Below are 23082 nucleotides of genomic sequence, written 5' to 3'. Positions count from 1 at the left end.
GGCTCAGAAATTGGTTCAGGCTCAGAAATTGGTTCAGGCTCAGAAATTGGTTCAGGCTCAGAAATTGGTTCAGGCTCTTCACTATTAGCTACATTTTCTAAAAACTCGCTATTTGAAAAGTAGGCGTCATTGTCCGTCGACTCAACAACTGGCTCAACACTCTCGCTACTCTCGTTAGAAATAGCCTCTTGATTAGCATAGCTCGCACTATCAAGACTATAGGTTTGCGGTTCATGTAACGATGCAACGTGCCCTACAGAAGCTATAGACTCAGATAAATCAGTTGACTCTGTGGACGTGTTTGAATCGGTTGGTTCAATCGAATGAGGTTTTAAGACCTCATCAACAGACAATGGGCGAAACGCTAGGAGGCGTAGAATACACATCTCAAGCGCTTGCATTGGTGTACTAGCAAGCTTGATGCCTTCGCGCGCTTGTACTACGATTTCATAATATAATTGCAAAACATCGGGACTAATATGCTGAGCAAGTGTAACGATATTTTGAGCTTGAGCTTCATTGACGTTTAAAGCCACTTCAGGCAACAGCTGCGTCAATGCCAATTGATGCAGCAGCTCAGCGAGTCCGTCAAACATACTGGTTGCATCAACCATTTGTGCACGCATCTGCTCAATATGAGCGGCAACAGCTGACTTGTCATGGTTATAAATATCGGTGATTAGGCTGACCAAATCAGCGGCATCAATCAGACCTAGCATAGCATTGACCGTCACATCATCAAGTGACCCTTGACCGAAGGCAATGGCTTGATCAGTTAATGACAGCGCATCACGTACAGAGCCTTTAGCCGCACTCGCCAGCTGCCAAAGCGCAGGCTGGGTATGAGTAACTTGCTCTTTCGTTAACACGTTTGCTAAATGCTCGCTGAGTAACGTCTGCGGTAAAGGGCGCAGCACAAACTGTAAACAGCGTGAGATGATAGTAATCGGTAGCTTTTGTGGATCAGTGGTCGCCAGCAAAAACTTAACATGTTCAGGTGGTTCTTCTAGCGTCTTTAGTAGCGCATTAAAGCTATGTGTAGATAGCATATGCACCTCATCAATAAGGTACACTTTATAGCGACCCTGACTTGGGGCGTAAGGGACATTGTCTAGTAGCTCACGTGTGTCTTCGACCTTGGTACGCGAAGCTGCATCAATCTCAATCAGATCGATAAAACGTCCTTGGTCGATAGCGACACAATTATCACAAACACCGCACGGTGTACTGGTAATGCCAGTCTCACAGTTTAGACATTTGGATAAAATACGAGCAATCGTCGTCTTACCCACACCGCGCGTACCAGTAAATAGATAAGCATGATGCAGACGATTATAATCAATCGCATTAATCAACGCTTGTGAGACATGCGTTTGGCCGACCAACTCATGGAAGTTTTTTGGGCGGTACTTACGCGCTAGAACTTGATATTGCTGCGTCATAGCTATCCATTTTGCCAAATGAGTAAAATGCTGAATTGAGTATGCTTTTTGAGTCTTTATTATAGCAAAAAGCCAGCGCATTCGTCTGGCTTCTTACCGGTTCAAAAATAACTTAACAGCCGCTTAGTCAGTAGATTCTTAACCAAGAATATTGTTTAAAAAGCTTTGATCAAATGACGCTTAATCATTAGTCGGCTTTTCGGCGCATATGCGGAAATAAAATCACATCACGAATACTAGCAGAGTCAGTAAATAACATCACTAAGCGATCAATACCGATACCCTCACCTGCTGTCGGCGGTAAACCATAAGACAAGGCTTCGATGTACTCTTCATCAAAATGCATCGCCTCTACATCGCCAGCATCTTTTTCAGCCACTTGGCCATGAAAGCGTTCTGCTTGGTCAGCTGGATCATTTAATTCGCTAAAACCATTCGCCAGCTCACGACCACCGATGAACAGCTCAAAACGATCCGTAATTTCAGGATTATCATCGTTACGGCGCGCCAGTGGTGACGTCTCAGCTGGATATTCTGTGATAAAAGTTGGCTGACGTAATTGATGTTCTGCTGTCTCTTCAAAGATGATAGTAATCAATTTACCGATACCAAAGACATCTTTTACTGGCTGCTTGAGGGTGTTTGACACATAATCTACTAAATAATCCCGATCATTGATACGTGCCATATCGAAGCCTTCAGCGTATTTTTCGATAGCCTCAGTCATAGTTATGCGTTCAAACGGTGCTTTTAGACTGATACTCTCCTCTTGATAAGTGATTTCAGTCGTGCCCAAAATATCCAACGCAAGCTTATTAAACAGACGCTCAGTCAAATCCATCAAATCATGATAATCAGCATAAGCCTGATAAAACTCAATCATAGTAAATTCAGGATTGTGACGCGTGGATACCCCTTCGTTACGAAAGCTGCGGTTAATCTCAAATACTTTTTCGAAACCACCCACAACCAAGCGTTTTAGATAAAGCTCAGGCGCGATACGCAAGTATAAGGGCATGTCCAATGCATTGTGATGCGTCACAAATGGACGCGCGACAGCACCACCTGGAATAGGATGCATCATTGGCGTTTCAACTTCCATAAAACGCTCATTCAACATAAACTGTCGAATACCGCTGATCACTTGACTGCGAATCACAAAGGTGTCACGAGTTGTCTCATTGGTCATCAAATCAAGATGACGATTACGATAACGCGCTTCTACATCAGCCAAGCCATGAAACTTATTTGGCATTGGACGTAGTGACTTGGTCAATAAGTGGAATTCTTCAACATGGACATAAAGATCGCCTTTTCCTGAGCGACCGATATAACCTGAGACGCCAACAATATCACCTAAATCTAGCGATTTAATGCTAGCGCGTGTTTCTTCATCTAGCTCTTTACGAGCGACGTAGAGCTGAATGCGACCCGTCATATCTTGAATAACAATAAACGAGCCACGGTTAAGCATCACGCGACCTGCCACATGAACCTGTGTTTTGTCACCCTTAGCAACATTATCTTCAATCTCTTGCTTTGACACACCCTCAAAGGCCGCTTGCAGATCTTTGGCATAATCTGTGCGTTTGAACTGGTTAGGATACGGCTGTTTACCTGAAGCACTGATATCATCAAGTTTAGCTTGCAGTTGCGCAATAAGCTCGTTGGCCTCTTCTAAAGTCGGGGCTTGGTCTTGGTTTGGGTTGCTTTGCTTTGACATAACACTCTCAAAATGGTTGGATGATTAAATACACACATTAAAACAATAAAGTTGTCACTACGATAACCTGCTAATTATCATAATCATAGACGATAGTTATTATATAATGATTAAGGGCTAATACCGGTGCTACTCACCGCCAATACTAGCCATTAAGTCCGCTTGATGTTCACGTAGTAACGAGTCAAGCAACTCATCTAAGTCGCCTTCCATGATGGAATCAAGCTTATATAAAGTTAGGTTGATACGATGATCAGTCATACGCCCCTGCGGAAAATTATAGGTACGAATACGCTCTGAGCGATCACCACTACCAACCAAGTCACGGCGCATCTCATCTGCAGTATCTACCTGCTCTTGCACTTTGGCTTGTTGAATACGTGAGATGAGCATCTGCATCGCTTTTGCCCGGTTTTTATGTTGGCTACGCTCTTGCTGACATTCTGCCACCACACCTGTAGGAATATGTGTTAAACGTACAGCAGAGTCTGTGGTGTTGACGTGCTGACCGCCTGCACCGCTTGAGCGGTAAGTGTCCATCTTGATATCAGCAGGATTAAGATCAACGCTATCATCGATTTCAACTTCAGGCATGACAGCGACTGTACAGGCCGACGTATGGACGCGGCCTTGGCTTTCTGTCTCAGGAACACGTTGGACACGGTGCGCACCAGATTCAAACTTGAGACGACCATAGACTCCAGTACCCGAAACCCGAGTGATGATTTCTTTATAACCGCCGTGCTCACCTTCATTGGCCGATAGCACCTCTACCGTCCAACCTTGATTTTGGGCGTACTTTTGATACATACGGAATAGGTCACCGGAGAAAATCGCGGCTTCATCACCGCCAGTACCTGCACGAATCTCCAAAAACGCCGGAACTTTATCATTGGGATCTTTTGGCAGCATCATGACATTGAGTGCCTCTTCCATCTCTACAATGGTATGACGGGCATTATCAATCTCATCCTGCATCATCTCTTTCATTTCTGGGTCTGATGCTTCCGCTAGCATACTCTCTGCATCGGCTTGATCGCCTTCTGCTCGTAGATAGTTTTGCCATAAGGTAGTGATGTCCATCAAATCACTGTGCTCAACCGACAGCTCACGGAATTTATTATTATCGCTGATAACACTAGGATCGGACAATAAGGCGGTAACCTCTTCATAGCGGTCTACCATCTGGTCTAAGCGCAAGCGCAAGGATTCTTTCATAAAAGGGCTTTTTATAAATAAGGGGAATAAGAATGCGATTATAGCAAATTTTTGCACTGAAATTAAAATCACTGCTTGAACTTAGGCTTTATAACGTCAAATAACTTTAAATTTGCTTGAAAGACGAAAATTGAACCATAAAAAATAGCCAAGACTGCTCTTGGCTATTTTGTTTACTATAAGGTTTGACCATTAAAAAAAGACTGTCTTTAGACCTTACGTACTAGCACTGAACCGATAGAATAACCAGCACCAAATGAGCAAATCACGCCCAAATCACCAGACTTTAGATCATCTTTATAACGATGGAAAACTACCATAGGGCTAGATGAGCTGGTATTAGCAAATTCAGCGATAACGCTCGGTACGATAGCTTTATCCGCCTCTTTGCCCATTACTGTACGTAAAATAAGATCCAGCATATTGGCATTGGCTTGGTGTAACCACATCATCTTAACTTCTTGAGGTTCCAAATCATTTTCTTGTAAATGCTCAAGAATGACCTCAGACACCTTTGGACAGACTTCACGGAAGACTTTGCGACCATTTTGTAAAAACAGCTTGTCCGTTACTGGCTCCTTAATATCAGGATACATTTGCGTTTCGGCTGCCAAAAACTCCGAGCGATCCATAAAGCCGTATTCGTTTTTAATGTTGGTTGAAAATTCGGTAAACAGTTTACTGTTTAAAATCTCATAGCCTTTAGGCGTATCCAGTTCTTCTACGATACAGGCAGTTGCGACATCACCAAAGATAAAGTGACTGTCACGATTACGCCAGTTTAGATGCGCGGAGGTAATCTCGACGTTGACCACAGCGACACGTTTGGCAAGACCTGACACGATAGAGCCATGCGCTTGTGATAGACCAAAAGTGGCTGCACTACAGGCAACGTTCATATCATAAGCGTAGCCACCAACCATGCCGATTTCTTTTTGAATCTCGATGGCAACAGCAGGATAGGTACGCTGAAAGTTTGAGCAAGCCAGTATGATACCGTCTAAGTCGTTGGCTTCAAGTCCTGCATCAGCAAGTGCATCTTTGAGCGCTGCCGCCCCCATCTCCGCCATGACAGACAGCTCCTCGCCCAAGTTACGATAGGCAATCACTGGCGCCATGATTTCAGGGTCCAAAATACCGTCTTTTTCCATCACGTAGCGTGATTTAATGCCTGATACTTTTTCGATAAACTCAGCAGATGAATGCTGGAGTGCCGGGATAGTGTCATTCGCTATCTCGTCAGCATGCGCTTCGTTATAATTGTCAACGTACTGGTTAAATGACTCTACCAGCTCTTCATTACTAATACTAAAGGGAGGGACATACAGGCCAGTACCGGTGATACAAGTCGTCATGATAAGCTTCCTTGTCTACTACTATTTGGCTTATTAATAAGCATAAAAAGGGAGAAAATAGCGCAAGTCTAATTTCGGTGAATAACTGTAAACTTAAAATCAATGTCTTTATTATGCCTGAATATTATTATTTTTCTAATACTTTGTTACAAATAATCAATTTCATGTCAATAATCGGCAAAGGCTCGCGCTATTGACGCCTACCTACTATATAATTAACTTCACTTAAACGCACTTAATTTTGGCAAGATAGTAGTTAAGGAACATAATGGAAGGTCTTTTTATTTGGTTGTTTGGACAATATGCCGATTATCCTACACTCTTTATTATACTAGAAATCATCGGTGTTATCTTTGGCGTTGCCAGTGTATTGCTCGCCCGCAAGCTTAGTGTATTAGTCTTTCCCATTGGCCTAATTAGTACTGCTATCTTTGTGTATTTGCTATGGGAATGGCAGCTATTTGGTGACATGTTTATCAATGCTTATTACACAGTAATGGGCTTGTATGGCTGGTTTAATTGGTCAAAAAACAAAGCGGCAGTCAAAGGTAGAAGCAAAAATCCCAATCAAGACGATATCAGTATTGAGCATATTCAATCAAGTGATATGCCAATAATGGCGCTATTGGCGGCTGGAACAGTTGGCTTTGTGGCGCTGGTTTATTATTTCCGCCCTGTGATTAACAACGGTTTTAGCTTCGATGGTGCAATATTAGGTCTGCATTTATTTACTTGGGTTGATTATACCGATATGCTGACTACAGCATTATTCTTAATGGCTATGTGGCTTATGGCAAGCCGTAAAATTGAGCATTGGCTACTATGGATAGTCGCCGACGCAATTTCAGTGCCATTATACTTTTACAAAGGCCTTACCTTTACCGCATTACAATACGTAGTGTTCACTCTCATCGCAGTTTGGGCTTATTATGAATGGCAACGACGCTACCGCATTCAATCTCACGCAGCATACGCCTAAATCGGTGATTAAGATTGCCATCTTAGGGGCAGAAAGCACTGGCAAGACCACATTATGTCGTGATTTGGCAACGCATTTTGGTAGCCCTTGGGTACCAGAGTATATGCGTATTTATTTACAAGAAAAATGGGATAACGAACAGATGACGTGCACCTGGGACGATCTATTACCCATTGCCCAAGGTCAAATAAAGCTTGAGAATACGCTGGCCCAGCAAGCGGCTCAAGATTGTTTATCTCGCCTAGACACTGAAACTGTTACTGACACTCAAAAATATCTATTTTGTGATACCAGTTTGTTTGAGCTGATGGTTTATTCAAATTGGTATTATGGCGACTGTCCTGATGCACTTACGCAGGCGGCACTGGCACACCATTATGACTTAATACTACTTACGAAAGTTGATATTCCTTGGGTTGCGGATGACTTACGTGATGCTCCTCACGAGCGTGAAGAGATTAGCACTTATTTTGAGAGCCAATTGAATCAATATAATAAAAGTTTTAGGCGTATCGGTGGTGATAGAGATGAACGAGTTCGACGGGTGGTTAGTTATTTAAAGCATTTATGATTTTTGCTTAGGCTATTTTATTAACCATTAATTTATTTTAATAGTCGTTAACCCTTACTATTTCTGTACTCAAACTCTCGTTTATTAGGAATTTTTTTGAAAGCCACGCTATACACGATAATTGCTTTAATAGCTTTTGCTGCAAATTCTCTGCTTTGTAGAATGGCGCTCGCTGAGGGTTATATTGATCCTTGGAACTTTACTATTATTCGCTTATTGGGTGGTGCTGTTTGTCTGGCCATTATCATGAGTGTGCATCAGCGTCTTCTACAGCAGCCAAGTACACCTCATAAAGATACAGATGTTTTAAAAGAGACTATTTTAAAAGATAAGGGCAGCTGGCTAAGTAGTCTCAGCTTGGTGATTTATGCGCTTTGCTTTTCGCTCGCCTATGTGGCGCTTGATACTGGTACTGGCGCGCTTATTTTATTTGCCGCCGTTCAACTTACTATGATCAGCTGGGGTATTTATCAAAAAGAGCAAGTAAGCACCATACAATGGGTAGCTCTTTTTATCGCATTCGCAGGTTTCGTCTATTTAATGCTCCCTTCAGCAGCAGTACCCTCATTGTTTGACGCGATGATTATGGCAATAAGCGGTATCGCATGGGGTATTTATAGTATACGCGGCAAAGCTTGCGTATCCCCGCTTCGCGCTACAGGTTTTAACTTTATTAGAAGCCTCGTCGCTATTCCTTTATTGTTTTTGATAGGAATGAATTATCTGACAGGTATCAGTACAGAAGGTGTCATACTGGCAAGCGTGTCAGGTGCCATTACTTCTGGTTTTGGCTATAGCCTTTGGTATGTGGCAATGCCCTTGTTAAAAAGTACTCAAGCTGCGGTTGTACAGTTCTGTGTGCCAGTATTGGCAGCTATCGCAGGTGTGTTGTTTTTGTCTGAACAACTAACCTTGCGATTCATCATTGCAACCATAGTGATTTTAGGTGCTGTTTTAATATTTGTTTTGACCAAACAAACACCCAAACCCTCTGCTCAGACTAAGATCAAGACAATTAGATAAATGCTTTTAAATTATCAAACCCGTAGCACTCAGAAACACTTTAGATACTATATTGACGCCAAACAATAACGTTAGATAAATTTATTACTTGTAACATACTGCTTTACATCTCAAACAACAAAAATATTGAGGACTATTATGAAAAAATTATTAGCCGTTGTGCCTTTTGCTGTAATACTAGGAGCCTGTGCAACTAACGCACCAACTACTACGACAGCCCCTACTACCAATACGCAACAAGTGATACAGTCATTCACTTGTGAAGATGATGGCGTTGTGACTGCCGCATATGCAGTCGATGGTCAAGCAGCAAAACTTAACGTTACTCTACCGAAGATTGGTTTAAATAATGCAGACATCGAGGTGAAACAAGCAGTATCAGGTTCTGGCGCTCGCTACATCAATGATGTTAATCCCAAAACGACTTACGACTGGCAGACCAAAGCTGACTTTGGCATTATGACGATCAGCTCAGACAATGGTCAACAATATAGCGTTAACTGTAATATCTAATAGTTTATTGCCATTATAGTCATTGCAATTAGTCAGTAAAAAGCCCCACGTAATATATTACATGGGGCTTTTTGTGCTCTATCTTAAATAGTAGTAAAAAGACTGCTCGCTTATTAATTTTTCTTACCGACGAACTGTACGACCGCACTCAAACCATGATGCCCTGTTCCTTCTGATACCATACGCTGTTTTTCAACACCAATGATTTCTTCTAACTCTGTAAGCTCGTTCTGTATGTTTTTAAGGGAGTTAAAACGCACTTTTTGCGCAGCAGGGGGTCCGCCGACGGCTTCCATATCAAGTTGTTGCTCGGTATAAGCTTCAAGGATAAATACCCCATTTGGTCTTAGCGCTGGGACAATCTGTGTATGGATATACTGACGAACATCCGTAGGCATATGCGCCCAAATAGAGACCATACCATCCCATTCATTTTCACCAAATTGATAATCCGCTAAATCGGCCACTTGAGTGGTAATGGTGACATCTCTATCAATGGCCAGTTTTAACGCTTTATTTAAACCCACATCAGATAAGTCCATGGCAGTAACTCGATAGCCTTGCTCAGCTAAAAATACCGCGTTTCTGCCTTCTCCTTCGGCCAAACATAGTACTCGTCCCCCTGCTGGTATGCGCTGGAACTGCTCTTTTAAAAAGTCATTTGGTTCTGTACCAAAAACATATTCTGGTTTGCTGTAACGTTCATTCCACATGTCGCTTTCCTTTTCTATTTTATTTAGCATGCTAATTATTACAGTTATAGTACCGTGGGTAAGGCGCAATAGGAACCACAATGTTAAAGATGAGATCACCTATCTTTATAGCTACATGAGATAACAACCAAAGTTCGTGAGAATGTTATTACTCGTTACTTATATAATCTGTACAAAGACAGGATTAGCGCTGTCAAGGGTTATTCATAAAGTAAAAGGCTGGATTAGCGCTTGCTAGTCCAGCCTTTTTTATTGTGTTAGGCAAGCATGTAATCGACGAGCTGTTTATTAACTCACCTTGTCCCACAGCTTACTCAGGCGTTTCGGTGATACAGCCATACGCGTTTTCATTGGCTGGGCAAAGAGTTGGATACGATACTCTTCCACCATCCAGCGATATTCACTGATGGCCTTATCGCTAGCGCGATTGCCCAGTCGCTCCATGTGCACATCGAGCGCATAAACCCCATCGAGATCAGCCTCGAGGTTGTGCTCCAGACGTTCGATACGAATCTCTAGCGCCTCAAGATAGCGCGGATACTGCTGCCACTGACTGTAATCCATCCGATAAACAAAATCAGACAAATGCAAGTCCTCAAGCTGATCTTCGATATCATCGATAGACTCGCCAAATATCTCCCGATCCAGCATGAGTAAGCTCTGACGAATACGTTGCCAGCGCGTATAGACGTTTTTGAGGGTTTTGATGACACTCTGACCCGTCAATAAAAAATTGCTAACAACGGCATCGAGCGTCTTTGCATACTCCTCTGCGGTAAAGGGTAGCTCTTCGCTCAGTTCAACTGCCGCATCATCGGCGCTCTCAGGCAAATCCTCACTATGATCAAATAAGACATAATGCTCCTCAAGCGTGGCATCAAGTGTCGCATCAATCACAATGGTCTTTAGGGCTTCCATATCACCCAGCGGGGCAAAGGCCAATTTAAAGATCTTATCGATTTGACTGGTCAGCTGCTTTCTTTTGGCACCCAGCTTGCCTTTAATCAAAGTCAAAACCCCGATACGATGCGCCTGCAGTGCCGCATTTACATCGGTGTATTGATGAATCGATACCGCCTCGCCCGCCTCATCTGCGACCAAGGCAGCAAACTGCTTCATCACTACGCCTGCGCTATGATGGTTTTTACTAAAGGCAAAATGCTCAGGGAAGTCCGTGTGTGCGCCTTGCTGCTCATTGACTGCTTGACGGGTCTCTTGAGCATGACGAATCTGTAGCGTTTGCAGGTCGCGGCCTTTTTCGATGATGCGGTTTTTGTCATCGACCACACAGATTTGTGGCTGCAAATAACGATCAATGCTGGCCGGATTAAAGCTCGCTTCGGTCACTGACATAATGCCGCGACGATTTAGCGCTTGGCATAGCTGCTTGAGTAGCCCTTGTCCGCCCTCTTGCTGTAGCTCATCAAAGAGACTGTCTGCCGTATCAGGAATCGGTACGATCTGCCGGCGGATGTCTTTTGGCAATGACTTTAGCAGTTGTAATACCAGCTCATAGCGCCAACCGGGCACGCCCCACAGCAGCTCAATGGCATCAAGCTGCGGCAATGCGACAAGCGGCACGCGAATAGTCACGCCATCGTCATCGCTTGATGGATCAAAGACATAACGTAGCGGCAGCTTTAAGTCACCCAGCTTCCACACTTCTGGGAAGTCGCCTGTGGTCGGTGCTTGGCTGTTGAGCACGTCATCATCGGTAAAAAACAGATATTTACTATCGTTTTTTTCTACCTCAGCGCGCCAGTCCTCAAAGGCTTTGCGACTAGCGACATGCTCGGGGATTTTTTTGTCATAAAACTGATACAGCGCCTCTTCATCGACAAGTAAATCGCGGCGACGCAATTTGTCTTCGATACGCTCAACATGGGCGATTTTGTCCATATTGTGCTGCAAAAACGGCGCTTGCCGACCCAAATTACCCGTTACTAAACCGTCACGGATAAATATCTCCCGCGACTCTGCTAAGTTGACCTGCTCATAGTTGGTCAGCTGCTTACTAACAATAATCAGTCCAAACAAACTAATCTGTGCGTAAGCTTTGACGCGGCCTGTTTTCTTGGACCAATGCGGCTCAAAATAATGATACTTCAATAAGTTACCTGCCGCGGAGATGATCCACTCAGGTTCAATCTTGGCAACGGTACGCATAAAGACTTGCGAGGTTTCAACCATCTCAAAGGCCATGACCCAAGGCGGTACTTGTTTAAACACGGTACTGGCTGGGAATATTTTGGCTTTTTGCTGGCGCGCTGCTAAATACTCACCGCGATTTTCCGTCTTATGCGCGATGGTCGAGAGCAGCCCCGTCAATAATGCGCGATGCAAATTGGCATATTTGACCGCTTTGACTTCCTCATCTTCCACACTGGTAGGGTCACTACTACCCGCCTCTTTTTTATCGCCTTTGTCATCTGCAAGCTTAAGATCCGTGACCATCTGCAGCAACTGCCGATGAGTCTGACTCCATTCACGCACGCGCGGGAAGCTCAGATAGTGTTTTTTGGCAAACTGTTTGCGCTGATTGCCAGACAATTTATTGCCGTCTGCATCCTTTTCAAACAGCGCTTTCCAGAGGCTAAGGTAAAATAAAAAGTCAGAGTTATCTTGACGAAACTCAGCATGCTTTTGATCCGCCTGCTGGCGTTTATTGGCGGGGCGCTCGCGCGGATCTTGTACAGCAAGAGCGGCGACAACGATGAGCATCTCACGGATACAATCAAAGTCGCTACCTGCCACCAGCATACGCGCCAGCCTTGGATCGATTGGCATGCGTGCCATTTTTTGCCCAGTTGCAGTTAGACGCAGCTGAGTAAGGCCCTTGGAGCGCTTGGCAGGGCTGGGTGCTTTGTCGCTTTTAGAGGTAATCGCGCCTAGCTCATCGAGCAGTTTATGCCCATCGGTGACCAGTCGGCTATCTGGCGGCTCAATAAAAGCAAAATCATCGACACTGCCTAAGCGCAAGTTGGCCATCTGCAAAATCACGGAGGCAAGGTTGGTGCGTAGTATCTCAGGCTCGGTAAACTCTGGACGACCGCTAAAGTCCTCCTCAGAATACAGACGAATACAAACGCCTGGCGCGACACGGCCACAGCGGCCTTTACGCTGATTGGCAGCCGCTTGTGAGATGGCTTCGATCGGCAGGCGCTGGACGCGTGAGCGATACGAATAACGCGAAATCCGCGCAAACCCTAAGTCAATCACGTAGCGAATACCAGGTACCGTCAACGCCGTTTCAGCGACGTTGGTAGCAATCACAATACGCCTACCGCGACCTGACGGCTGAAAGATACGCTGCTGCTCTTCATAAGTCTGCCGTGCAAACAGTGGCAACACTTCGGTGTGCTTGGGTCCATGACGCTCAAGCACATCTTGCAGCTCACGAATCTCCGCTTCTGTCGCCGCAAATATCAAAATATCTGCTTGGTCGGCATGACCTTTATTTTGCGCATCGCTAAAGCATTCTTCGACAGCGGCAACCACCGCACGCGGTAGATTTTCTTCAAAATCATCGTAGCTATCGTCATCTGAGCTACCCACTGGCTCATCGGTCAGCGGACGATAGCGTACCTCAACAGGGTAACTGCGGCCTTCGACATTAAAAATCGGCGCCGGGACATTACGCTTGAGCTTACTATCATAACGGCTAAAGTATTCACTAAAACGCTTGGTATCGAGGGTTGCTGAGGTAATAATGACTTTTAAATCAGGGCGTTTGGGTAGCAGTTTTTTTAGATAGCCCATGATAAAGTCAATGTTTAGACTACGCTCATGCGCCTCATCGATGATGATAGTATCGTATTTACTCAAAAACCGGTCATGACCGAGTTCGGCCAATAAGATACCATCGGTCATCAACTTCACGACCGATTGCGCCGTACCCTGCTCATTAAAGCGAATCTTAAAACTGACGGTATGACCAAGCTGCTCGCCAAGCTCCTCAGCGATACGGTTGGCTACGCTACGAGCCGCAAGCCTACGCGGCTGGGTATGCCCTATTTGCCCCGTGATGCCGCGCCCTGCCAGCATCGCCAGCTTCGGCAATTGCGTGGTTTTACCAGACCCTGTCTCACCTGCGACGATGATGACTTGGTTGTCAATGATGGCTTGCACGATGTCATCAGCGCGCTGACTGACAGGTAGATCTAGGTTTAAGGTCGTAGGCAAATTGTCTGGAATACTATCGATACGCGCTTGCACCGCTTGCTGTGAGCGGGTTTTTATTTTTTCGTATTGCGCACGTTTTTTGCTCATGATTTCTGCCGCTTTAGGCGAGTCGCTTTTGTGAGCGTTGCTATTGGCTGCTTTATTTTTGGCCACAGCGGCACGTGCCAGCTCGCGCTCCAAACGCCCAAGATAATAGCTGTCTTTGGCAAGGACGGGTAAATCAGAAGTATCGACTTTACTCATCGTACCGGCAGCGGCCTGCGCTGCTGTACTTTCGACATCTAATTGAGAATTGTTGTCTGTTTGTATTTTGGTGTGTTGCAATTTTTCAGTTTGATTCGGCATATTTGCTTAGGCTATTTATTATAAGAGAGTGCTTAGATTATGGAGGTTATGCGGGTGTGATTCAAGATGGTTTGTGATGCAAGGTGATTGTAGTATTTGGTTGATAACGGTTAAATCATGAAAGGTCTTTCATACTCCTCAGCCACAGATTTATATTCAATCAGCAGTGGCTAAATTGGTAGCGCATAAGTGAGACGTACCTATTCGTTGTGAGCAAATAAACACCTGCTAAACTATAAAGTCAGTCGCTACTGGTATAAATGATCTGTTGACGGCTCGCCGCGCCTGTAAAAAAAGCATGTAGCTTTTGTAGTGACAGCTTAGGAAAAGGCAGATGCAGCGAGAGTATCAATCTTTCAAACACTACCATCTCATCAGCCAAGGCTTGTGCGATATCAGGTTCAATCTGCGGACTTCTATAAAGATTATCAATCAGCCAAGTCAATTGCGGAAAGCTGGCATTGTTATGAATCTGATAAAGAGTGGGCACTAGATCATTCGATATTTGGCAACGCGTTTTGCGAATCATGCCGTTTTTAAAGTACATATCTAAAGCCATATTATGGTAACTTCCTTAAACTTTTTGGACGTGTTAAGCGTTTAATCATGGCACCGACAGAGAATAGTTTTATCGTCATTAACCTCTGCAAGTTCATGACTATCATTAATAGCCACTATGAAAATAGTCGTTACGAACCAATATAACATTTATTGAAGTCAATTTAGCTACTGCTTTATAAGCGTTAAGTTGCTTTAAATCTAAAATGACCGCGATTTATAACAACTTACTCCCGCAATGACCGTCTCATCAATTACCCTATCATCACCGATCATCATCAATACAAATAATCGTTCTTCAAGGGTTTTAGTCTGCGCCATACGTCTTTCTAACAAAGGCGTTGCTGCCATATCTATCACGACAAAATCCGCTTCTTTATTCGGCACAAAGTTACCGATTTTATCGTCCAGCAGTAGTGATTGAGCATTGCCTAAAGTAATTTGATATAACCCTTGATGAGCGGACAGTTGGTTGTTTTGTAGCTGCTGAACTTTATACGCTTCATTTAAAGTCGTTAGCATCGATAAACTGGTCCCCGCCCCTACATCAGTAGCAATACTAACGCCGGTATAACTTAACGTTTTAGGCAAATCAAATAATCCGCTACCCAAAAATAGGTTGGACGTTGGACAATGCGCTATTTGTGTGCCAGTCTCGCATAGCTTTTCATATTCTGGAGTCTCAAGGTAGATACCATGTGCCAAGGTAGTATACCGACCCAGTAGCCCCATATCTGCATAGACATCGAGATAACCTTTATGATTGGGATAGAGCTTACGTACAAAAGCCACTTCATCACGGTTTTCTGCCAGATGTGTTTGTAGATAAACAGTGTCATAGCTGGCATATAACTCGCCTGCCAATTGCAGCTGTTTTGGCGTTGAGGTAATCGCAAACCTTGGGGTAATGGCCACATGTTGACGTCCATGTCCATGCCAGTTATTAATAATGTTTTGCGTGTCTTGAATGCTCTGTTCAGCAGAGACACAAAGATGCTTCGGCGCGTTTTGGTCCATCAACACATTACCCGTAATCATGCGGGTATTAAGCCTGTGACTTTCAGTAAAAAAGGCTTCTGCGGACTCAGGATGGCTAGTAGAGAACACCATGGCGCTGGTTGTACCATTGGCGAGTAACTGGTTTAAGAAGAATTGCGCGGTATCATGGGCAACCTTTGGATCACCAAAATTGGCTTCAGTGACAAAAGTATAATTATTAAGCCAATCGAGTAGCTGCTCACCGTAAGCTGCAATCATATCTATCTGCGGATAGTGCACATGGGTATCGATGAATCCCGGCATAATCAGCTTATCTCGATAATTATGAATCTTTACCAGTGCTTGATCATTAGTTTGAGCATAATTCGCTAGTATTGTTTCGCTACTACCATAATCTACAATGTGGCCTGTCACATCGTCGACAACCAGCGCACCCTTAGCAATATACTCAGGATAAACGTTCATGCCCGCAATGACTGGTAGTAGCGTTATATTTTTATCAACAGTTGCAACAGTTGTTGTATTTAAATAATTAGAAGATGTTGAGTTAGATTTTTCAGCGTGCGCACACTCAGCCCTTTGATTCAGATCATCTTCGGTAAGATAGTGCAGGAGCTGCGCTTGGTAAATGTGTAGGGTCATTTGGGAGTCTCGTAGGGCATAATGCTGCTAATCAAGAAGTAAATTCATATCAACGTACTACTGGTATAGTTTTTACTTGCGTACTGTGCCTTCGCAGACAGAGGCTGCATCAAATCTATACCAGAAGCACTGTAACACTTCTAGAATAAATCAATTATATAGCCAATTAGTATAAACTTTTGTAGGCTGGCGTATTTAGCCCAGCATTTTACTTTTACAATGTAATAATAAAGTTAAATAGTTAAAAGTAGAAAATTTGTAATTACAGCTGATGATAATGTTGCAAAATTTGTGCAGTAATAGATACGGCAACAGCCATTGGCTCTTTACCACCGATTGGTAATCCTATTGGCATAGTTAGTTTATCAACTACCTTCTCATCATAGTCACGTTGCAGCAGCCGGTTTTTAAAACGCGCGGCTTTAGTTGCCGAGCCAATACAACCGATATAAGGCATTAATATTTCTGAATTATTATTAGGACTAGTCGCCAAACTATTATTTGCGTCTAAACCAGCATCTAAAGCTGCACGTATCAATTCAAAATCAAGACTATGATCATGGGTCATCACTAGGATAAAACGCTGACCGCTTTGTTTAAATGGTTCAATAAACGGATAAATAAAATCAACAGGATCATCATCAATATGCGCACGGATATGGGCAGGAAGATTATAAAGTTTAGGCTGATTTAAGCTAGACTGGGTTTCTAATCCTTGAGATAAACCTTCGGTTTGAATAGATTTGTTTGGCAAATGAGATTTATCTAATAAATAACGCTCAAACATTTCAGGACGACTGTCTACCCAATCCACCTGGCAAGGCAGCTCTGCCAGTATCGTCATCAACGCTGCTGCCACGTGCCCTGCCCCAAATACCAATATCGACATTGGCGGCGTTATATTAAAACATTCAAACATGACAGTGACACTACCACCGCAGCACTGTGCCAGCTTTGCACCTAGCGGATAATGCTTCGTATAGACAGCATCGCGTCTTACCGTTTTAGATGGCTTTGACTCATTGTCGTTATCTTCGTTATTGTCGTTATCAATGTCCTTATTAGCGTTTTTGTTTCTTTTGGATATTTTTGGTACGGTTATGTCTATTTCACCATTTAGCAGTTGCCTTGCTGTCGTGATAACATCATGCTCAAGACCGCCACCACCAAGCGTATCGCAGTAGCCATCCTGTGTGACCACCATTTTTGCTTGTAGTGCTCGCGGCGCTGAGCCATTAACCGCAACGACAGTCGCTAACACGTGTGCCAGACCTTGGTGCTGATATTGTACTAAACCGTCATACCAGCGCGTGGGAGTTGCCAATAACTCACTCACTGTGCGTAGGTTCACTATGTGCAGGGCCTCTTGCACCTGCCACGTTAGGGTGCTCTATTGCTTCTGGTTGGTCATCGACTGTCTGACCTTCGACCTCTGGCGGATTGATATCTTCGGCATGCGGTACAAGTTGTGGCTTAACTTTATCGTCGTCAATACCACAGTTGTCCTCATCTTCGGTCAAACTCTCAAGCGCATCAAAGTTTACGTTTGTGTCAATCTCCCATTGCTCGCCTTGCATACGCATCACCGCTTTTAATACTGCCTCTGGAGTTGCTGGCATCGTAAGATCGGGGTTCTTTTTATAATCACTTAAGCTTGCGACTGCATTGTTAATAGCACACCAAACGCTAGCTGCCAGCATAAAAGGCGGCTCACCAACTGCTTTAGAGTTATAGATAGTTTGCTCTTCGTTTTTACGATCGTATAGTTTAACGTTAAATTGTTTTGGCAAATCATGTGACGTTGGAATCTTATAGTTGGCTGGGCTATTAGATGCTAGTGTGCCCTTTTTATCCCAAGTCAACTCCTCTGTTGTGAGCCATCCCATACCTTGTACAAAGCCGCCTTCAATCTGACCAATATCAATAGCAGGGTTAATCGACTGTCCTGCATCATGCAAGATATCGCAGCGCAGTACTTGATACTCGCCAGTTAACGTATCTATTTCAACTTCAGAACAGGCCGCACCTAAAGCAAAGTAAAAGAAAGGTCGACCCCACGCTTTAGAGCGGTCATAAAAGATCTTAGGCGTTTTATAATAACCCGTAGAAGATAGGCTAACGCGGTGCTGATACGCTAACTGTACCATTTCCGCAAAAGTAAAGTCTTCCTTGTCGCCAATATAAACATGGTTGCGCTCAAAACGTATGTCTTTTTTCGCCACTGAAAAATGCTCAGCGGCAAACTCGACAATGCGGGCTTTAATAGTTAAACAAGCGTTTTGCGCGGCTTTACCGTTGATATCGGTGCCTGATGAAGCCGCTGTCGGTGAGGTATTGGGTACTTTGTCAGTACGCGTTGCGGATACTTTTACAGTATCCAAATCTACAGCAAACTCATTGGCAACGATTTGAGCGATTTTGACAAATAGCCCTTGCCCCATCTCTGTCCCGCCATGATTGAGGTGGATGCTGCCATCAGTATAGATGTGTACCAAAGCGCCTGCTTGGTTCAATGTCTGTACGGTAAACGAGATGCCAAACTTGACAGGTGTTAGGGCAATACCAAGACGTTTGTCGCTACCTGTAGCTTCGGCTTGCTCATTGGCTCTTATAATCTGCTGACGGCGCTTATCGTAATCACAGTCTGATGCCAGTGTATCCATAATCTTTGCCAAATCAAAATGCTCGATTGGCTGACCATAATGAGTACTTTGGCCATTCTGGTAGAGGTTCGTCAAACGCACTTGCAGAGGGTCTTTGCCTAAAGTATAGGCGATATGATCCATCATATATTCGGCAGTCATCAGACCTTGAGGCCCGCCAAAACCTCGATAGGCCGTGTTCGATACCGTGTGCGTTTTACAGCGATGACCTGCCACGTGCGCGGCTGGATAATAATACGCGTTGTCACAGTGGAACATCGCTCGATCAACGATAGCATCAGACAAGTCTGGTGCATAACCACATAGACCAGCCAGCTGCATATCGACACCTAGGATTTGCCCTGAGTCATCAACACCGACTTCATAACGATTGACAAATTCGTGACGTTTACCGGTCACAACCATATCATCTTGGCGATCTAGGCGCATACTGACAGGTACATTGTGACGCTTAGCAATGATACCGCAAAAGCATGCCCAAGCAGCTGCTTGAGTTTCTTTACCACCAAAGCCGCCACCCATTCTACGCACAACCGTATTGACCGCATGAAATGGCAGATCTGTCACCTCGGCGACCAGCTGCTGCACTTCACTTGGATGCTGCGATGAAGTATAAACTTCAAGCCCACCATCATCGCAAGGCACCACATATGACACCTGCCCTTCAAGATAGAAATGCTCTTGTCCGAGCATATGAATATGGCCTGCGATACGCTTAGGCGCATTCGCAAGTGCGGCATCGATATCACCGCGCTGCATAAAATGGCTTGGGCGTACAAATTGCTCTTGCTCTAAAGCTTCATCAACACTCAGTATTGCTGATAATGGTTCATATTCTATCACGGCTTTAAGCACGGCTTTTTTTGCAGCACGGTGAGTGGTTGCCACGACTAAAAAAAGCGTTTGTCCCACGTATTGTGTAATCTCATCCACCATCAATGGCTCACCATCAAATACCGCTCCGATATCTGTTTGGGCAGGCAAATCCTTAAAGCTTAGAACATCAATCACCCCATCAGCCGCTTTGACTGCGCTGAGATCCATACTGGTTATACGAGCATGAGCGTGACTGCTTTTGCCGACGGCTAGATGTAGCGTGCCCTGTGGCTTTAAAATATCGTCCACATAAGTAGCCGTTCCCATGACGTGACTGATTGCACTATCATGCTTGGCAGAAGTGCCGATTTTGTTCTTTGGCGGACGTACGCGGCGAATACTGTAGCTGTCAAATAAGGATGATTGATGGCTCATGATAATTCTCTCTATATTGGTGCTTTTATAAACGGAGCAAAAGCTACAAATTCAGCCTTTAGCGCTTTAGCTATCATTTAAAAATTATCGTTAATAAATCTGTTAAGCATTTTCAACCTGCACATCTCTTATCAGCTGCTTGCCACACTTAATCAATAACCGTTGTACCACATGCAAGCGATACTCACGGCTGGCTCGGACATCTGTTAATGGCGAGACATCCATCGGTAGTGCTTTTGCAGCGCTCTCAAAACTTGTTACCTCAAGAGGCTGTCCTAGAAGTGCTTGCTGACAATTCTTAGCTAACAATGGTATAGCCGCCATACCGCCCAGACCGACTTTTGCATGGTTGATACTGTTACCGTTTGCTGACAGATCAATTCTTATAGCGACCAAACAAGCGGATATATCATCTTCATAACGCTTGCTAATTTTATGAATAAATAGGTGCTGGTTATCCTGCATCAGTGGTATATGAACAGCGACGATATAACTGCCTGCCCGCAGCTTGGTCTTTTTATAATCTATAAAAAACTCTGATAAAGGTATTATCTCGTCAACATAAGACTTTTTACTATATTCAACGTTGTTGACTTTATCTTTATCACTAATCTTTTTTGCACTGTCATTTTTATTATCAGGACCACAATGACGCAAATGAACGCGAGCGTCTAATGCTAATAAAATGGGAGGCAGATCACCGATAGGCGAGGCATTGGCAATATTACCGCCGAGCGTACCCATATTACGTATTTGCGGTGACGCAATTCTGGCAAATAGCGCAGCAAAGGCAGGAAAATACTGCTCAAGTATCGGCAGCATGTGCTGATAGGTCATACCTGCACCAAGTTTCAAAGTTTTCGCTTCTACATTGGCATTAGTAGCATTATCTGATTTAGATCGAGGGTCTAAATCAGACAACGACCATGATTTTAGCTCGTCAATGGCTGACAGCTGAATGATAGTTTCATGGTCAACTAAATGCTGAGTAATGCTCAATCCCAAATCCGTACCACCCGCCCAAATGGTTGCACTTGGGTATAAGGCTAATAGCTCATCAAGCTCGTTCATTGATTTTGGAATAAATAGCTGTCGTACTCCTTTAGCCAATGCCAGCGTAGTAGTTGACACCTGATCTACTGTATCTGTTGCTATGCTTTTAGGTAGCGATTTTTTGTCGTTTGCCATGACATCAGTCGCTAAACTTATGCTCAAGTCCTTTGCGGCTGTTTGATCAGCGTCTCTTTGTTGACCGATTTTGCCCATCATTAGACCAGCTTCGATGATGGGGCGATAACCAGTACATCGGCATAGATTCCCTGATATGGAAGCGACAATATCCTCATAGCTTAAATCATTGTTGGTGGGCTGACCATTTATGATGTCCTGCTTGGCAGTGACTTGCTTAACACGGTTATGCTGCATGCGATGGTTTTCATATACATTTGCAAGCGACATCACAAAACCTGGGGTACAAAATCCGCACTGCGAGCCATGACAGTCGACCATCGCTTGCTGTGCAGGATGTAACAGTGCCCGCTCTGGGTGATGCGCTGGGTTATCCGCTAGATAAGACGCTGTCATCAGATGATGTCCATCCATCAACGACAATAGAGTAATACAGGAGTTGAAGGTATAAAAAGGAGTGCTGTCGCTAGGCTCGCTCGTCGCATGATTAGACAGGCGTTGCGCCATAATAGTACAAGCGCCGCAATCCCCACTACCGCAGCCTTCTTTAGTATCAGTTTGATGCTCATATAAGCGCAAATACTCAAGTACCGTTGTATTCGGATTGAGGTCGTTTAACTCGTGGCGCTTTCCGTTTAGATAGAAACTAATCATAGCAGGACTCGGCTAAAAAATTGAGCTTTATAAAATATTGTAATATGACTATATTCTGAACACATGCTGATCAAAAGTACAATAGAACATCAAATTTCTACTCTTATAAAGATGACTATTTAGTCAGGTTTTATTTATATTATCACCCCTATTGCTCACCTACAAGCGATTAAATAACGTTTAGTAAAACTTTTAGAAAACATCTTATAAGTCATAAAACACTTTAAAATTGACAAAAAAAACGGTTAGCACTTATCTCCAAAAGTTTTAAAACTCTTGTAAATAAACACTAACCGTCATCTATATACTACTAATTAATATTCTAACTACTAAGCACTTAACTGCTTAGTATGTCTTACACTACTTTTTATTATGTTCCAAGCTCAAGCAGGCTTGCATTACCGCCAATAGCAGTGGTATTGATAGTGATCACTCGCTCAGTGACAAAACGATGTAGATAATCTAGCGTAAGCATGTCTGATAAGCCATCCATATCTGTCACTGCAATCACTTGAGTTAAGATGCCATCAGTATCAGCCAATGTTTGACTGATCTCTTGCACTTCAGCAGCGCTACCTGCAACTGCTACTTGCGCGAGACGATCGATATGTAGCAAAGTAATCGTTTTTGAGTCGTTTGCAACACTCAGCACATCCTCACTGATACCCGTATCATAGAGTACTTTTGCGGCTTCTACGCACATCTCTTCTTGGCTTGGACAATGCAAGATGACTTCATTGCCTGTCAATAATGCAGCGATAAGCTGACCGAGCACCGCCATTGTTCTGGCAGACTCGCCACCGACAACCATCGTCTTACCACGGGCAGTCACATAAAGATCGTTGGACTCGCCTGTAGCACCTGTCATACGATGTACTTCATCAAGACTGGGTGCTGCGCTTAGCAAATGATTGAACAAGCGACGCGCTTTATTGGCGTCCCCTGTGAACAATGCCAGCTTAGGAATGGCAGCTTCCAGATAAGTAGCACGCTGTACTGCGCCAAGTAATCGCCAAGCTTCACAAACTTGAGCATGATTTTTTTTGAATTCGTTTGCCATGTT

General features: G+C 44.0%; 16 protein-coding genes. 4 read left to right on the top strand and 12 right to left on the bottom strand.

The features are described from left to right. From dnaX to BTV98_RS04220, 4 genes are all read right to left on the bottom strand, one after another. On the bottom strand, positions 1 to 1442 hold a 1442-nt coding region (gene dnaX / locus BTV98_RS04235; protein ID WP_075103006.1), incomplete at its 3' end, for a DNA polymerase III subunit gamma/tau. 187 nt (positions 1443 to 1629) lie between these two features. Continuing rightward, on the bottom strand, positions 1630 to 3165 hold the full coding sequence (gene lysS / locus BTV98_RS04230; protein ID WP_075102963.1) for a lysine--tRNA ligase: 1536 nt from the start codon (positions 3163 to 3165) through the stop codon (positions 1630 to 1632). A 129-nt stretch (positions 3166 to 3294) separates the two neighbouring features. Beyond that, the gene (prfA, locus tag BTV98_RS04225) at positions 3295 to 4383 is read right to left on the bottom strand and encodes a peptide chain release factor 1 (RefSeq protein ID WP_075102962.1); all 1089 of its coding nucleotides are present in this window, start codon (positions 4381 to 4383) and stop codon (positions 3295 to 3297) included. A 209-nt stretch (positions 4384 to 4592) separates the two neighbouring features. Next, positions 4593 to 5738: a beta-ketoacyl-ACP synthase III gene (locus BTV98_RS04220; protein WP_058368645.1), complete on the bottom strand. Its 1146-nt coding sequence runs from the start codon at positions 5736 to 5738 to the stop codon at positions 4593 to 4595. Between the two features lie 268 nt (positions 5739 to 6006). Between BTV98_RS04220 and pnuC the strand changes: the two genes are divergently transcribed. The 4 genes from pnuC to BTV98_RS04200 all read left to right on the top strand — a co-directional run bounded on the left by pnuC (position 6007) and on the right by BTV98_RS04200 (position 8824). Continuing rightward, positions 6007 to 6717 carry a nicotinamide riboside transporter PnuC gene (gene pnuC / locus BTV98_RS04215; protein ID WP_075102961.1) on the top strand — a complete coding sequence of 237 codons (711 nt, stop codon included), beginning with the start codon at positions 6007 to 6009 and terminating at the stop codon, positions 6715 to 6717. Continuing rightward, the gene (locus BTV98_RS04210; protein WP_058368643.1) at positions 6668 to 7288 is read left to right on the top strand and encodes an AAA family ATPase; all 621 of its coding nucleotides are present in this window, start codon (positions 6668 to 6670) and stop codon (positions 7286 to 7288) included. The genes pnuC and BTV98_RS04210 overlap by 50 nt, the downstream gene beginning before the upstream one ends. A gap of 96 nt (positions 7289 to 7384) precedes the next feature. Next, positions 7385 to 8311, top strand: a complete 927-nt coding sequence (locus BTV98_RS04205; protein ID WP_075102960.1) for a DMT family transporter — start codon at positions 7385 to 7387, stop codon at positions 8309 to 8311. A gap of 138 nt (positions 8312 to 8449) precedes the next feature. After that, a complete protein-coding gene (locus BTV98_RS04200; RefSeq protein ID WP_075102959.1) occupies positions 8450 to 8824 on the top strand; it encodes an MliC family protein in 375 nt (124 codons plus the stop codon). 113 nt (positions 8825 to 8937) lie between these two features. Here BTV98_RS04200 and BTV98_RS04195 read toward each other — a convergent pair whose 3' ends face one another. The 8 genes from BTV98_RS04195 to BTV98_RS04160 form a co-directional block, all read right to left on the bottom strand. Continuing rightward, positions 8938 to 9537, bottom strand: coding sequence for a bifunctional 2-polyprenyl-6-hydroxyphenol methylase/3-demethylubiquinol 3-O-methyltransferase UbiG (locus BTV98_RS04195; RefSeq protein ID WP_075102958.1), 600 nt, complete (start codon positions 9535 to 9537; stop codon positions 8938 to 8940). A gap of 288 nt (positions 9538 to 9825) precedes the next feature. Beyond that, complete coding sequence (gene hrpA, locus BTV98_RS04190) at positions 9826 to 13962, bottom strand: ATP-dependent RNA helicase HrpA (RefSeq protein WP_075103005.1); 4137 nt, start codon at positions 13960 to 13962, stop codon at positions 9826 to 9828. Between the two features lie 343 nt (positions 13963 to 14305). Continuing rightward, positions 14306 to 14623, bottom strand: coding sequence for a hypothetical protein (locus BTV98_RS04185; protein WP_058368639.1), 318 nt, complete (start codon positions 14621 to 14623; stop codon positions 14306 to 14308). A 200-nt stretch (positions 14624 to 14823) separates the two neighbouring features. Then, positions 14824 to 16263: a guanine deaminase gene (gene guaD / locus BTV98_RS04180; RefSeq protein ID WP_082637999.1), complete on the bottom strand. Its 1440-nt coding sequence runs from the start codon at positions 16261 to 16263 to the stop codon at positions 14824 to 14826. Between the two features lie 262 nt (positions 16264 to 16525). Further along, a complete protein-coding gene (locus BTV98_RS04175; protein WP_227511729.1) occupies positions 16526 to 17614 on the bottom strand; it encodes an XdhC family protein in 1089 nt (362 codons plus the stop codon). Next, positions 17592 to 20177 carry a xanthine dehydrogenase molybdopterin binding subunit gene (gene xdhB / locus BTV98_RS04170; RefSeq protein WP_058368637.1) on the bottom strand — a complete coding sequence of 862 codons (2586 nt, stop codon included), beginning with the start codon at positions 20175 to 20177 and terminating at the stop codon, positions 17592 to 17594. Before xdhB ends, BTV98_RS04175 begins: the two co-directional genes overlap by 23 nt. Positions 20178 to 20279: 102 nt before the next feature. Continuing rightward, on the bottom strand, positions 20280 to 22019 hold the full coding sequence (locus tag BTV98_RS04165; protein ID WP_075102957.1) for a xanthine dehydrogenase small subunit: 1740 nt from the start codon (positions 22017 to 22019) through the stop codon (positions 20280 to 20282). Positions 22020 to 22389: 370 nt separating this feature from the next. Beyond that, on the bottom strand, positions 22390 to 23079 hold the full coding sequence (locus BTV98_RS04160) for a hypothetical protein (protein WP_058368635.1): 690 nt from the start codon (positions 23077 to 23079) through the stop codon (positions 22390 to 22392). Positions 23080 to 23082 lie beyond the last annotated feature (3 nt).

Origin of the sequence: Psychrobacter sp. Cmf 22.2 (genome assembly GCF_001921745.1) — a bacterium.
GTDB lineage: Bacteria > Pseudomonadota > Gammaproteobacteria > Pseudomonadales > Moraxellaceae > Psychrobacter.
Note: the sequence above shows the minus strand (reverse complement) of the source record. Positions and strands in the feature narration are given on the sequence as shown.